The following is a 16,008-nucleotide window of genomic DNA, read 5'->3' as shown; positions in this document are numbered from 1 at the left end:
ATAGTATAAAATTTTTTTGTATGATTCTTTATCAATATCAATAAAATTTTATTAAATATAAATATTCTATCTTTATCAGGATAATTTTTATCTAAATATTATACGATATCAGTGTAATTTTAAAGAAAAATAGTATAAAGTAGAAAAATAAATAATTTCACTAATTTTTTATTAATATAAATACAATAAATTAATTAAACTAGTTTGTATGGATTTAATACTAATACATATTAAATATTTTTTATATAGTAATGGTGCTTTATTTATTAAAACAACCTATACAGTATAAGCAAGATTACCTATTCATTATTATCACTGTAATGAGTATTTTATTATTTTGTATATTCTATACTACGTCTATAAGTTTAGTTATACTTGTTTATTAAATGAGTAATAATAATAAAATTATTAATAATATTAATCTAACCAGGGATAGAATTCTATTAATAAGTTTACTATTAATATAATTTTAGCTATATATAGGATATATATCCTATATTATATCGTATTACAATCGTATTATTAAAAATATATATGCTAATTTTAGCTTTACTTTTATTTTTTCTAAAAATCTAGCTTTAAAGTAGTACTGTATTTGTCTTGTTATTAAAGTGTGTATAATAAATAGTGAGCATATATATAGAATATAATAGATGTTCAGGCAACATAATTTAAAATATCTTATAAGACAACGAAGACTCAGTTAGTAAATATAATTATAGATGAAATTCTTCACCTAGATAAACTTTTTTTACTTGCTCATCGCTCAAAATTTTAGATGGTGTTCCATGAGAAATAAGTTGTCCCTGGCTTACAATATAAGCACGCTCACAAACAGTCAGAGTTTCTCTCACGTTATGGTCTGTAATTAATACACCTAAACCGCTGTTGCGTAGGTGTTTAATAATTTTTTTAATATCAATCACTGAGATTGGATCAATACCAGCAAAAGGTTCATCTAATAGGATAAACTTAGGATTTGCTGCTAGGGCTCGTGCAATTTCTACACGCCGGCGTTCACCACCTGACAGTGACTGTCCTAAGTGGTTTCGTAGATGAGTAATATGAAACTCCTCCATAAGATCGTTAGCACGTTGAGAACGTTGCTCTTTAGTTACGAGATCTTTACGTATTTCTAATATAGCCATAAGGTTATTATATACACTTAGGCGACGAAATATAGAAGACTCTTGTGGTAAATATCCTATTCCCCGGTGCGCACGAGCATGTAGAGGTAGCAGACTAATATCTTCAGAGTCTATTTTAATATATCCAGCATCACGAGGTACGATACCGACTACCATATAAAAAGTTGTCGTCTTACCTGCACCATTTGGTCCAAGTAGACCAACAATCTCACCAGAGTTAACTAACAAGCTTACATTTTTAACAACGCGACGTCCTTTGTAGGTTTTAGCTAGATTTTTGGCGATTAAAGTTGACATAATTCATTAATTGCTCTTGATACTCTCATGAGTAATATCTTGTATGATAATAGTATTATTTTGTATGACACTATTTATTTTTATTAGTTGAAGATGCGTTGAACTTTGTATCTTGTAATTGAGTAGGAAGTAATGTTGTTGTCACGCAACTGCCTTTATTACTAAAAGCTTCTATACGTTGCTTCTTAACTAGATAAGTAATTTTATCTCCTTTGATACTACTATCAATTTGTTTCAAAAAGGCATGTCCAATCAGACTAACTAAATCTTTTTCTAGTTCGTAGCGTAACTTATATCCATAACAGTACAGAGTTTTACCATTATCTTGTATATGGTAAAATATAACAGGACTACCATAACCTTCAACTATTTCTTTTCCATGGATATTATTAGGACGTATAACTATAATTTTATCTGCATTTATTTTTATAGTCCCTTGTTTCACAACTACGTCCCCCGTGAAAGTTACGTAATTACCTTGTACATCTAGAAATTGCTGAGATGAATTTATATGAATTGGCTGGTCTGTATCTCCTTGTAGGGATAGTGCTGAAAAGCTTATTAGTATAGTTATACCTATAACTATAAGTCTAAATATTTTTTGTTTTTGCTTGCATATCATAATAAGTATGAACCTTGTCAATCAGTTTTAAAGTTTTCTCCTGCAAGTTTCCCCGTAGCTTTACGCTACGGGATATAAAGTTTATTCCATAAAGCGTTATTGTATCATTAGAACTTATTCCTTGGGTTAATAAATTTACTTGCGCTTTATGGGTAGTAATTTTTTTTAACTGTGTGATCGTTATTAAGCTATTAACTTCTACACCACCGTACAGATAAAGCATATGGTTATCAGTTATTTTTGCCTTATCAGCTCGTATTAACCAAGTTTGTTTTATATTTTTGTCGTATATAGTTAGTAAGGGTTGAGTAAACCAACTAATTTTATTCTTTGAATAATATTGAACATCTAATGCTACTAATTTATATCTTAATTTTCCTAAGGAATCGTACACTAGAGTGATAGTATGTTGGCTACGGTATGTTGGTTTTTTATTATCAATATAAATTGGAAAATTATTAGAATTATTATCTATTATATTCCAACTAATAAGTATTATTATAATAACTATTAATATCAGGTTTATATATATTGTAGCTTTACTCATTTGCTACCTCTTTAGTGTAAGATGATTTATCTTACAACTTATAATATATATTAACTTATTAATTATACCGAGTATATCCTGAATACTATTCATATAGTACAGTTTGTTATAATCCATCAAATTGTAATTATAATAAAGTCTAATATTAAATCACTATACCTGCAACTAGTTAAGCAAATATAGGTTATTACCTATATATTATTCTTAATAATATTATAACTTTTATGTAATATATATTTAAGATTAAGTAATTTATTAAATTATTTAATTTAATTATCTTTTAAATCAAAAATTTAATATTACAATCATATTAATAAACTTATTAATATTATTAACTTTGTATCTTTATAATATACTTCTTATAAAGTAATATTTTATATATAATAAAATATTTTAGGCAATATTCTTGTACTCTTTTAAGAGTACTAAATATTTCATAAAATAAAATGCAATAAAGGATTAATAAATAAAATAATGAAACGTGCATTAATAGTAATTTTTAATACTTTTATTTATTATATTTTAATCTAATATTTTAGTTTTTTAAACTACACCTGCACGTAGCATATCATGCATGTGAACTACACCGATTAGTTGTTTACCATTAGTTACTAATAACGATGTTATATGGCGATCTTGCATTAGGTTTAATGCATCTACAGCTAAAACATTTGATTGAATGCTAATACCACCGCATGTCATTACATCAGCAATTTTTGCATGATTTAAATCTATATTTGTATTAAATATACGTCTGAGATCACCATCAGTAAATATACCTTCTATCTTCATCCATTTATCACATATTACTGTTAATCCTAGTTTTTTTCTGGTAATTTCTAAAAGTGCGTCACGTAACGATGCATCTCTATTTACTTTAGGTATTTCATTGCCAGTATGCATAATGTCATTTACATGCAGTAATAGCTTACGACCTAACGTACCACCAGGATGTGAAAGTGCAAAATTTTCGGCGGTAAAACCACGAGCCTGTAATATTGCAATTGCAAGCGCATCTCCCATAGCTAGAATTGCTGTAGTACTAGCTGTGGGAACAAGTCCTAGAGGGCATGCTTCATGTGGTACTTTAATGCATAAATGAATATCCGTAGCTCTACCTATAGAACTTTCTAGGTTATTAGTCATACAAATTAGTTGTGTTTTTTGACGCTTGAGTATAGGTAGGAGTGTTTGAATCTCACGAGATTCCCCAGAATTTGAAATGGCTAATACTATATCACGTGCAGTAATCATACCTAAATCACCGTGACTTGCTTCCCCAGGATGTACAAAAAAAGATGAAGTTCCTGTGCTGGAGAAGGTTGCAGCTATTTTACGTCCAACATGGCCTGATTTGCCCATGCCCATTATGACAACCTTTCCCAAGCAATTTAATATAGCTTTACAAGCATTAGTAAAATCTTCGTTAATATATTGATCTAGCTGAGATAAACCATCTATTTCAATAAGAATTACTTGTTTTCCTACTCGTTGAAAGTCAAATTTTGGTTGTAAATCTAAATATGACATATATACCCCTTTATAGAGGGGTATAAAAGCACTTGTAGCATAACTATTACCCCCCTAACTTCTCGGATTTAATTTTCATTATTTATTAATTAAATAACTAGATAAATTATATCTAAGTAGCTTACTTATAGTACACTGTATATTACATTATGCTATTTATTCCTATTTTATTTTATTTTATTTAATTTATCATTAATATTATTTAATTTTTATTAAAGATATATAACTTTTAATAATATAAAACATATATAAAATTGCTATATTAATAATAATCTATAATCATTTATTAAGTCTTTTAAAGATTAACCATTTACTATAAAAATTTTAGTTAAAATAAGATAAATCAAATAATTTAATAAATTATTGTCTAAATAAGATTATATATTTCATGTGGTTATATTCACTATTTTATAAAATTTATAGAAAATTAATAAAATATAATTATATAATAAATACTATATTTTATAATTTTAAAATTAATTAATATATTAGGTCTGATATCAATTTACTAATATTGATTAGACTTAAAAATATTTGTTTTATTTATGTTAGTTATTATATAATTTTATTATATTGTCATATAAATAAAATATTAATAATTTGTTTTACTCTTATTTAGGATAATATTGGACAATATAAGATAAAATTATTTAAGCATCTCTTTCTCAATAATTTGAATCATTATATGTATAGCTTTAATATGAATTTCCTGAATACGATCTGCATAACCAAAATGTGGTACACGTATTTCAACGTCTGCTAGCCCTGCCATATACCCTCCATCCCTACCTGTCATAGTAATCACTTTCATATTTTTAGTTCGAGCAGCATTAATAGCTTTTATTATATTACGAGAATTGCCTGAGGTAGAAATTCCCAGTAAAACGTCTCCTGTAGATCCTACAGCTTCAGCATAGCGAGAAAATACGTATTCGTATCCTAAGTCATTGCTAATGCAAGAGATATAACTAGAATCTGAAATTGCAATTGCCGCATATCCAGGACGGTTTTCTCGATAAAGACCAGTTAGTTCTTCAGCAAAATGCATGGCGTCGCAATGTGATCCACCATTGCCACATGATAGTACTTTACCACCATTTTTTAAAGAATTAACAATTAGGAAGGCAGCGCGCTGAATATTATCAAGGTTATTTCTGTTTTTTATAAAACTTTGTAACTTAAGTGCTGCTTCATTTAGTTCCTGAAGAATGAGATTGCAGTACATTTAATACCTTATTTATTATATAGAAATAGTATTATAATTAAGTATATTTTAAAATAATCAAAATTTATTGTAAGTAATTTATTAGTTTAAGTACACTTAGTGTTATACTGTATTTATTCGAAACATATATATCGAGAATATTTTATAAATTTAAAAATATACAGATACAATTGTATTAATAGACTTAGCTTTTAAATGATTTTTAATCAACTATTTGTCTCAAAAATAGTTTTTATTACTCATCACTGATGTATTTAAATATTTTTAATAATTTAATTATTTTAGGTAGAGTAACACATTCTATAATGATAATTAAATCATTAACTACAATTAATATATTTCAGAAAAGTTAATATATGTTCTTATTTTATTTATTTAGTTTTATCTTTATTCTTAAGATGCTGAGTATTATTTTTATAAATAGTTTGAATAATATTAGTGGTTGAAAAATTACTTTCAAAGTTAAGTATACGCACTTCACCACCTGCAGCTATGACTTCTTTACCTCCCACAATATCTTTTTGGCTATAATCACCTCCTTTTACCAATAGATCAGGTAAAATTTCAGATATTATACGCTGTGGGGTATCTTCTTCAAATGAAATAACCCAGTCTACTGATTTCAATGCAGCTAACATGATCATACGTTGTTCTAGTACATTAACTGGACGTTCCTGCCCTTTAAGACGCTTAGTAGAAGCATCGCTATTTACTGCTACTATAAGTCGGTCTCCTAGTTTACGTGCGTTAGTAAGATAAGAGACGTGTCCTACATGTAGGATATCAAAGATGCCGTTAGTCATAACTATCTTCTCGCCATGTTGACGTGCATTAGAAACATAATATTTTAGTTTATCTTGGCTTATTATACCCAAATCTTTTTCCTTACGATTAAGAATAGAATTTTTCAGTTCTAATAAAGAAATGGTAGAGGTACCTAGTTTGCTAATTACAATACTAGCTCCAACATTAGCTAAGAAGCAAGATTCTTCTAAGGGAGTACCAGCAGATATACAGGTTGCTAGTATACTAATGATAGTATCACCTGCGCCGGTAACATCATAAATTTCCTTAGCTTGAGTTGGTATATGTAAAGGTGGTTTTTTATGTTGTAATAGAGTCATTCCTTGTTCAGATCGCGTGATTAAAAGCGCAGTGAGTTCTAATTTTCGCATAAGTTGTAAGCCACGAGAAACCAACTCTATATCGTTTCTGCAGTGACCAACAATAGTTTCAAACTCAAAAATATTTGGAGTTAAAATAGTAGCACCACGGTAGCGTTCAAAATTTATACCTTTAGGATCAATTAGTACGGGAACTTTAGCTATACGTGCCGAGTGAATAATATTTTGTATTGAATTTAATGTACCTTTAGCGTAATCAGATAAAATTAAAGCGTCTAATTTTGGTAAAATGCATTGAATTTTTTTAAAAATATGTTTAGGGTCAATGTTGCTAAAACTTTCTTCAAAGTCAATACGGATTAACTGTTGATTACGAGATAAAACACGTAATTTAATAATTGTTGGATGTGTAGGTAAGGATACAAAATTATATTTTATATTAGCCGTACCAAGTTTTTCTCTTAGTACTCGTGCTGCATTATCAATACCACTTAATCCAATTAAATGGGTGTTAGCACCAAGAGATGCGATGTTCATTGCTACGTTAGCAGCACCTCCAGGACGATCTTCAATAGTGTATACATTTACAATAGGTACTGGTGCTTCTGGTGATATATGTTTAGTAGGACCATACCAGTAACGATCCAACATAACATCACCTACAACCAATATAGTAGTATTACGAAAATCAGGTAGGGTAATTTTCATTGCTAGACTCCAAGATATACTTTATATACAGTAATATTATCATAAAGGATGATATTTTATAATAATTGAGTTTTACATTTCTTAAGTGAGGTTATTTTTTATAATGACTGATAAGCATATTTATCCAAAATTTGAATACAAATTACTCCACCTACGTTACTGGCTTACTTGGATAGGGATAGGGTTATTATATCTTTTAGTAATATTATTTCCTTATCCAGTTTTATTTAAAATAGGTAAGTGTTTAGGTAAAAATGCTATGAAATTTATGAAACGCCGAGCAAAAATTGTTTTGCGTAATCTGGAATTATGTTTCCCTGAAATGTCAGATTATGAGCGTGAAAAAATAGTTGTTAAAAATTTTGAATCTGTAGGTATGGGACTAATTGAGACTGGCATGGCTTGGTTTTGGCCTACTTGGCGTATTAACCATTGGTGTAAAGTAAAGGGTTTAGAACATATTACTAAAGCACATCAGGGAGGAAAGGGTGTACTTCTAATAGGATTGCATTTTTTGACTTTAGAATTAGGTGCTCGTATTTTTGGTATTTATAATCCTGGTGTAGGGGTTTATCGCCCTAATGATAATCAAGTTTTAAATTGGATACAGACTTGGGGGCGTTTACGTTCTAATAAATATATGCTAGATCGTAAAAACGTTAAGGCAATGATTCGTTCATTAAAAGATGGAGAAATTGTTTGGTATGCACCAGACCATGATTACGGGTTAGACAGCAGTGTATTTGTTCCTTTTTTTGCTGTAAAAGAAACTGCGACTACTATTGGTACTTATATTTTAGCTCGTATGAGCAACCCAGTTATTATTTTATTTAATACAATTCGTGCTGAAGACGGTAGCGGTTATACTATGATTATTCATCCGCGATTAGAAAATTTTCCAATGGAAAATAAAACCTCAGCTGCGTTGGCTATGAATAAAATAGTTGAACAAGAAATTTTACGTGCTTTAAGTCAGTATATGTGGATGCATCGTCGTTTTAAAACTAGCCCAAAGGGTATGCCTTTTCGTTATTAATAAATATAATATCTTTATTTAATGGAATTATTAGAAATTAAAGTACTGATATATAAAATTTTAAAATACCATGATTAACCTCTATAATATTTTTAAAATAAATTAAAAGAGGACTACTACTCTCTATACAGAGGATAACTACACTTACTGTAGTTGTTGTAAAGGATAGTTAATTATTGTGATATATCATTATGTATTGTTAATCAACTATTAATCATTATTTTTATTTTATTATAAATTTAGTTAATCATGAATATTTAAGATTAGCATAAATATGCTAACTCCATTTTATCCTAGATATTGATTATATCTAGTATATTATAAATTATATAAAATTTAACCTTATTAAAAATTAATTATTTAATGGTAATAACTAAGGTAATTTAAAATTTTAGCTTAATATACTGAAAAATTATAAAATGTTTTATTATAAATACTAAAGGATTGATTCTTATTTACAGATTCTTATCTTATAACTATTTTAATCACATATTCTTTTAATTAAGTATATATTTCTTAATGTCATTTATGTTAATAGTATTTATATTGTGTAATATATTATGATCTATATAATATGAATTATATAATATTTTTAGTTTTTTAAGTAATAAAAATATTTTTTATTATATAGTGATACTATATTATCTTTATGATGTGTTATGTAGATATTTATATAAATATTGAATCATTAAAAAATGAATTTAAATTATTAATTATATAATTTATGTAATAACATTATTATGTAAAAATATAATAAAGTTTACTGACTTTTTTAGAGCTATATATATAATTATTTATACGGTGTTATTAAATTTCATAGTAGGTATAATTATATATATTATTTTTAATATATTTCTTATCTTTAATCTTGTTATATTCTTAATAAGAATGTATTAACGCATTATGACTCAAAATATTTCTCAAATATTAACTTCATTATTAGATACTGATGCCTATAAATTTTATATGCAGCAAGCGGTTTTTCATAATTATTTTAATTTAATTGTTACGGCAGAATTTTTTTGCCGTAACAATGAATTATTAGGTATTTATTCTGAATGTATTATGCAGCAAATAGTTTTTATGAGCACTCTTTCGTTAAGTGATGAAGAATATAATTATCTTAATTCTTTATCATTTTTTAAAAAAGATTATCTGAACTGGTTGCGTAATTTTCGCTTTAATTTAAAGCATATCAATTGTTATAATCAAGACGGTAATTTAAATATTCGTATTACTGGTCCTTGGTGTGAAGTAATGATGTGGGAAGTACCTTTATTAGCTGTTATTAGTGAAGTAGTCCATCAGTATCGATCTCCATTAATTACACCGGCAATAGCAGTCTCCCATTTGTATCAAAAAATTTTAGCTTTTAATGAGCTCAGCGCTGACATTGATCTTACTAGTTTTAAACTTATAGATTTTGGTACGCGTCGACGTTTTTCATATAAGATACAACATGCAATTATTAAAGTATTAAAGACAGATTTTCTACAGTTTATTGGAACCAGTAATTACAAGCTTGCTCGGGAGTTAAATCTTACCCCTATAGGTACCCAGGCACATGAATGGTTTCAGGCTCACCAGCAAATTTGTCCAATATTAGCAAATAGTCAACGCCATGCTCTTCAAACATGGTTAGTTGAATATCCAGATCAGCTTGGTATTGCTTTGACTGATTGTATCACAATGGATGCATTTCTACAAGATTTTAGTGCGTATTTTGCCAATATATACAAAGGATTACGGCATGATTCAGGTGAACCCTTTGAATGGGGTGAGAAAGCTATTTATCACTATCAAAAATTAGGTATTAATCCTATGACTAAAGTTTTAGTATTTTCTGATAATTTAGATTTAAGCAAATCATTAGAGTTGTATCGTCATTTTCATAATCGTATTAACTTAGCTTTCGGAATAGGTACTAGTTTGACTTGTGATATTCCAGATGTAAAGCCATTGAATATTGTCATTAAATTAGTTACTTGTAACGGTCAACCAGTAGCTAAGTTATCGGATAGTCCAGGTAAGAGTATTTGTTATGATAAAAATTTTTTAAAAACTCTACGCAAAGCTTTTAATTTACCGCTTATAAATAAAGATAATTTACCTTTCCTTGCTTACTGAATTATAATAATATTATTAATAGTTTATTTATTTTGTGATATGATTAATAATCATAGTCAATATTATATTTTATATTTTGAGAAATAAGTCTTCACATATTAATAAATAATTATTTTGTAACTTGTTTTAATTTTTTCTAGAAAGATTAATTACTTTAATCAACTATAGTAAAAAACTAAATTTATATAAAAATTTAATTTTTACTAAACTTTAATAATAATTATTATCGAATAGGTTAAATCATTTAGTTTGGTAATATCGCTATATTATTTAATAAAAGTTTTTTATAACAGAGAAGTTAAAAATTACATCATATGTATACATTATATAATGTTTATAATAGATATATTATTTAATAAGTTATTATTAATATCCTTAATATATAGTGTATTTATTTCTTAAATATCTTTATTCTATCTCATAGAAATTATTAGATAAAATAAAGATAGAAATATTCATATAGGTATAAATATTATGACTTGGATAATTTATATGCTTTAATAAAAGAAATAAGTTATTTATTTATACATTAGTTGTACTATTTTCTAATAAAGCTATATGGCTATTCCATAAGCTTACAGCTCAGTTATAATAAATAATATAACTTTTGATATTTTGCTAGAACTTAAATTTACTATAAAATAGGTATTTTTTATTTTTGTTATTTTATGTATTAATAATTTCTATTGTATGTACAAATAATTTATTATTAGTTAATATAAATATGTAAAAAATTATTTTAATACAGAAACTTATTAAGTTGCTTCAAATATAATAAAGAAAGATTATAATCTTACCTGATCTAAGTAAGATTAATATAACTAATTCCATTTATCTTAGTTTATCTTATCTAGGATCTGTATTTTTACTAAAAATAGTAAGTATGCTCTTACTTAGGATACAATGAATGATTAATAAAATAATTCTCTATATCCCTTAATTTTAGAGTGATATAAGTTAGTTGTCACACTAACCATACAAAATTAATTTTATAAACTCTTCTCATGAAGAATTTTAATGTAAGCGCTAGCACGTTTTTCTTGCATCCAAGTTTGCATTTCTTCATTAAATTTACGATCGAATAGAATTCGATACGCTTTATTTTTTTCAGCATCTTTAGTATAATCAACCCTACGAGTATCTAATAGTTGTATTAAATGCCATCCAAATAACGAAGAGTGTATGGGTTCGCTAATTTCTCCTTTTTTGAGTTTTATTAAAGTATTATAGAAGGCTGAATCATAAATATTTGCAGATATCCAACCCAAATGTCCACCTTTTTGTGCTGAGATAGTATCCTGAGAGAGATCGCGTGCAGCTTTATCGAAGGTAATTATTTTGTTTTTAATATGTTGGGCAACTGATTGAAGTTTTATATATGCCTGTTTATTAGTTATTAGAGGTGATGGGCGCAATAAAATATGACGTATATTAAATTCAGTGACATATAATTTCTTATGACTACCTCGTATATTATCTACCTTTAAGATATGCAAACCAATATCAGAATGGATAGGTCCAATAATATCATCTTTTTTAGCAGTTTGTAATGAAGAAGAGAATATTGATGGCAGTTCTTGAATTCTAGACCAGTCTATTTGATAAAATTTTATAAACTTATGTTCTTTTAAATAGTTCATTTCTATTGTATTAAAATCTAAGCCTATTTTTAATTTATTGAGCAATATAGAAGCTTTTTTCTCAACATTATAAAAATTTTGTTGAGATAAAGGGTATAATATAATTATTTCACTCAGTTTAAACTCAGTATTTTCGCTATTTTGCATACTTATCTGTTTTGCTAAATCCTCTACTTCTTTGGGATATATAATTATCCTATGACTAATGATATTATTATGTACTTCAAAAATTAATAATTCTTTTTTAATCTGTTCACGATAACTTTTATATTTTATACCATAGTTAGATAAAATTTTATGTATCTGATTAACTGATATATTATTTTGTTTGGTGATTCGGGTTATAGCTTTATTAATATCATTATTATTGATATTAATACCTATTTTTTTTGCTATTTGCAATTGAATATGATCCATAATTAGATGTTCTAGAGCTTTTTTATATAATGTTGTATCTTCATATAATTTCTGACTAGATTTATATTCATATAGTTTCATAAATTGTACTAGATTATTAACTTCACTTTCTAATATTGGACTATTATTTACTATGGCTGATATTCTATCAACTACTTTATAATCTGCATATACATTACCGATATAGAGTGTTGTAATAAGTATTATTATCTTCCAGATTTTCATATTTTTACCACTTATTACAATTATTATTATGGGTTAATAGAAAATTATGTTTATTTATAGTAATTTTTTATAAAGTAATGATTATATTACAAATTTTTAAAATTTAGAAAGATTTTTTGCAAAACATCATTTCTTTATATGGTATATTAACTGCGCCTATATTATAGAGAGATTCTAATCCTCGTAGTGCGAAAGTAAATGATAATTTATTATCATACTGTATAATTGGCTTAAAAGAGCTTATATCCCAAGGGGTAATTTTATGCTCATAGTTTACACCAATAGACCAGCAGCAAGTTTTATATTGTAGACCTATTAAAGAATTAACTGTTTTATTAGATGTTGTATTATAGTAATACTCTCCGATGAGTGCTAAATTTTTAGTTACTGGAATATTACCTATTGCACCTACTTGACTAATCCCTTTATTATCAAGATTTTTATAATGATACTGTGGTATTACAGTGGTGACATATTTAGGGCTAGCATAACGGTAATTAAATTGTATTATAGTTTTAGTATTTTTACGGTATTCAATTACTACATTTCCTAATGATAAGTTATGTAAATAAGTATCATACTGTAAATCATTACGAATACCCCAGTTATCATTAATCCTCCAATAAGCATTACTAGCTAAAACTATATTACCATTTTTTTGATTTGTTTTTTTACATAAGTATTCAGTACTAGTACACCAGGAATTAAGATAGTATATCTGTCCTAATGATGCATTAAAATATTCAACTGATGCATCATCATAAATATGTGTTGTTAATCCTGTTGATATCTGGTTTGCTGCCGGTATACGATCTAGTCCACTATAGATACGGTCACGGAATAAGCTATTATAATCTACTTGTAATGGGGTGGAATCATAAATACTAATATTACTTTGATCACGATAAGGGATATAAAGATATTGAACGCGTGGTTCTAAGGTTTGTGTATATTTTCCAATACAATTAATATTGCGGTTAAAAATCATTTTACCATCTATTTTAAATTCAGGTATTATACGATTAACAAAAGTATGTAAATTTATAGATGATGGATTCATTATATAATAACTTTTTGGAATAATTTGTTTATATCTAGTAGCAAGTAATTTAATTTCGGTATTAATATTTATCCAGTCTGTATGCCAAGGAATATATAAAGTTGGTTCAAAATGATAACGATTAGCTTGTGGGTAATGATTATTTTGATTAGTAAATTTAACCATTTGACTATAAAGGTGTAACTGGAAAGGACCTATATTATTTTTATAGTAATTTAAATCTAATTGAGGTTCTGCAAAATATGAGTTAGAAAAATCGCTAATTCCAAAAACTTGAAATTTTATGATGGATAAACTAGTATTCCAATTATATTCGTTATAGCCCATGCATATTTTTTGTGTTGCATATCCTTTAGTACTTAATCCATGATTATATTCTATATCATTGAAGTAGTAAGGATTACTAACTTTTGTATAGTCAATATTAATATTCCATATCTGATGGAGTATACCGTTATGATTCCAGTAAAATAACCAATGTTTTTTATGATCTCCTAATATCGCATTGCTATTCTGATTTAAACTGTTATAAACATACTTCTTATTTTTATTTATCCAATTAAACTCTATTAACCCTCTCCCCAAAACATTTAGGTAACGAAGTTCGTTTTGTAATTGTAAACTATAATCCCCAATATAGTGTGGGGTAATAGTTACATCTATCCATGGGGCTATATTCCAGTACCAGGGAAAACTAAATTCAATACCATGATTTTTAGAGTATTTAAAATGAGGCATTAAAAAACCAGAACGTCTTTTTTTACCTGTAGGTAATTGAATGTATGGGCTATAGAATACTGGTAAAGAACCAATTTTAAAATAAGCATCCCATATTTTAGCTACCTCTTCTTGATTATCCTGAATAATTTTAGAACCAGCTAAGGTCCAGCTATTATCGCCTGGTAAACATGTGGTAAATGTCCCGTTTTCTAAAATAGTGTAGCGATTTTGGGATCGTGTTTTTATAATATCAGTAGTACCACGACCTTGATAACCTAAAAATTCATAATTAGCCTTCCATACATTAGTGTCGTTATTGTTTAAATTAGACCATGCATTAGATCCTTGAAGTTTTATATATTGATCTGAATAATTTACGTTACCAGTAGCAGTTACTGTACGTATTGGATTGGGTTGATTTTGAAAAAATTTTTGTTCTAGCTTTACTTGATCAGCATTTAACTGACGATTACCTTGCTCTATATGCACATTACCGCTAAATACTATACTATTAGGATATTGAGCATAACTTTTATTGGCCTGAATATTTATTGGTAAATTATTAATATTGTTTGGTACCGTTATTGGTTTACTATATAATGATACTTCTGGCGTGTCATGTGCAATAATATTATTTAGAGCGCTCTGGCTATATGGTATTAACCAAGCTATAATGGCAACTAATATTATAATACTTTTTTTCATATGCTATTTAGAAGTACCATAATCAATATTATCTAGTAGTGAATAATTAGAAATTATATTACCCATAAATTAATTTTTAAAATTAATAGAATATTATTCTATAATTTAATAATACAGCTAATAAGTATTTTTAATGTAATTTTATAAATATATTTTATTATAAGGTTAAAATTAACTTATAAAGTATTACTATAATAAAGTCTTAAAATATAAAACTAAATTAGTATTATAAGTTTAATATTAGGAATTAAGATAATCACTAGAAAATATTTCTGTAGGTTATTTATTTTTATACTTTTCACATAAAAGATATAAAGCTAATATTATTAAATATTAATATTTAATAATATTTTTAACTTTCGTGCAAAAAATATTATATCATATATTAGTATTTATATTACCTAAAATTTTTTAGTGGTAATAAATATTTTCAGTGATTGTTTAGTGAGTCTCTAGGAGAGGTAGTTATATATATTTCTTAAATATACAATATCAAGGATATATGCGATTTATTTATTTATTCATAATATATCATTAAATTTTTCTTATAAAAGTAATAAGATATATTATAAGTATATCCATAATTGTAAATATTAACCATATAGTTAATATGTTTTTGGATTTGTACGATATATAGTATAAGATATAAACTTATATTCGTATTAATATTTAATTATTACAATCTTATGATATTATTTTTATATCTACTAAATAAAGCTAAATTATTTTAATATTAAAATAATTTACTATTAATATTTCAGTACTATCTATATTAGATAGATAATCTATCTAATATAGATAGTTAATACAGATAACTATTAATTATAAGATATAATATCATTATATTTAAATATATATAAGAGTATATTGATATTTG

General features: G+C 26.5%; 10 protein-coding genes. 2 read left to right on the top strand and 8 right to left on the bottom strand.

Translation table 11 applies throughout. The annotated features are described in order from the left end of the window. Window positions 1–716: 716 nt before the first annotated feature. From lptB to hldE, 6 genes are all read right to left on the bottom strand, one after another. Window positions 717–1,445, bottom strand: a complete 729-nt coding sequence (lptB, locus tag K0T98_RS02835) for an LPS export ABC transporter ATP-binding protein (protein WP_225639342.1) — start codon at window positions 1,443–1,445, stop codon at window positions 717–719. Between the two features lie 70 nt (window positions 1,446–1,515). After that, entirely contained in the window at window positions 1,516–2,067 is a 552-nt protein-coding gene (gene lptA, locus K0T98_RS02830; RefSeq protein ID WP_225639341.1) for a lipopolysaccharide ABC transporter substrate-binding protein LptA, read from the bottom strand. Continuing rightward, complete coding sequence (gene lptC / locus K0T98_RS02825) at window positions 2,036–2,614, bottom strand: LPS export ABC transporter periplasmic protein LptC (RefSeq protein ID WP_225639340.1); 579 nt, start codon at window positions 2,612–2,614, stop codon at window positions 2,036–2,038. The genes lptA and lptC overlap by 32 nt, the downstream gene beginning before the upstream one ends. A 543-nt stretch (window positions 2,615–3,157) precedes the next feature. Further along, a complete protein-coding gene (kdsD, locus tag K0T98_RS02820; protein ID WP_225639339.1) occupies window positions 3,158–4,144 on the bottom strand; it encodes an arabinose-5-phosphate isomerase KdsD in 987 nt (328 codons plus the stop codon). 646 nt (window positions 4,145–4,790) lie between these two features. Beyond that, window positions 4,791–5,369 carry a D-sedoheptulose 7-phosphate isomerase gene (gene lpcA / locus K0T98_RS02815; RefSeq protein WP_225639338.1) on the bottom strand — a complete coding sequence of 193 codons (579 nt, stop codon included), beginning with the start codon at window positions 5,367–5,369 and terminating at the stop codon, window positions 4,791–4,793. A gap of 371 nt (window positions 5,370–5,740) precedes the next feature. Beyond that, window positions 5,741–7,201, bottom strand: coding sequence for a bifunctional D-glycero-beta-D-manno-heptose-7-phosphate kinase/D-glycero-beta-D-manno-heptose 1-phosphate adenylyltransferase HldE (gene hldE, locus K0T98_RS02810; RefSeq protein WP_225639337.1), 1,461 nt, complete (start codon window positions 7,199–7,201; stop codon window positions 5,741–5,743). A gap of 103 nt (window positions 7,202–7,304) precedes the next feature. On the opposite strand from hldE, the gene K0T98_RS02805 reads away from it, so the two are divergent. Together K0T98_RS02805 and pncB are read left to right on the top strand one after the other, a co-directional pair. Then, on the top strand, window positions 7,305–8,237 hold the full coding sequence (locus K0T98_RS02805; protein WP_225639336.1) for a Kdo(2)-lipid IV(A) acyltransferase: 933 nt from the start codon (window positions 7,305–7,307) through the stop codon (window positions 8,235–8,237). Window positions 8,238–9,140: 903 nt separating this feature from the next. Next, window positions 9,141–10,364 carry a nicotinate phosphoribosyltransferase gene (gene pncB, locus K0T98_RS02800; RefSeq protein WP_225639335.1) on the top strand — a complete coding sequence of 408 codons (1,224 nt, stop codon included), beginning with the start codon at window positions 9,141–9,143 and terminating at the stop codon, window positions 10,362–10,364. A 989-nt stretch (window positions 10,365–11,353) separates the two neighbouring features. On the opposite strand, the gene surA is transcribed toward pncB, so the two are convergent. Both surA and lptD read right to left on the bottom strand, forming a co-directional pair. Further along, the gene (gene surA, locus K0T98_RS02795; protein WP_225639334.1) at window positions 11,354–12,646 is read right to left on the bottom strand and encodes a peptidylprolyl isomerase SurA; all 1,293 of its coding nucleotides are present in this window, start codon (window positions 12,644–12,646) and stop codon (window positions 11,354–11,356) included. 103 nt (window positions 12,647–12,749) lie between these two features. Then, a complete protein-coding gene (lptD, locus tag K0T98_RS02790; RefSeq protein ID WP_225639333.1) occupies window positions 12,750–15,131 on the bottom strand; it encodes an LPS assembly protein LptD in 2,382 nt (793 codons plus the stop codon). Window positions 15,132–16,008 lie beyond the last annotated feature (877 nt).

The organism is Candidatus Profftia sp. (ex Adelges kitamiensis), from assembly GCF_020342455.1.
Taxonomy (GTDB): Bacteria; Pseudomonadota; Gammaproteobacteria; order Enterobacterales; family Enterobacteriaceae; genus Profftia.
This window is presented reverse-complemented; position numbering and strand designations above follow the sequence as displayed.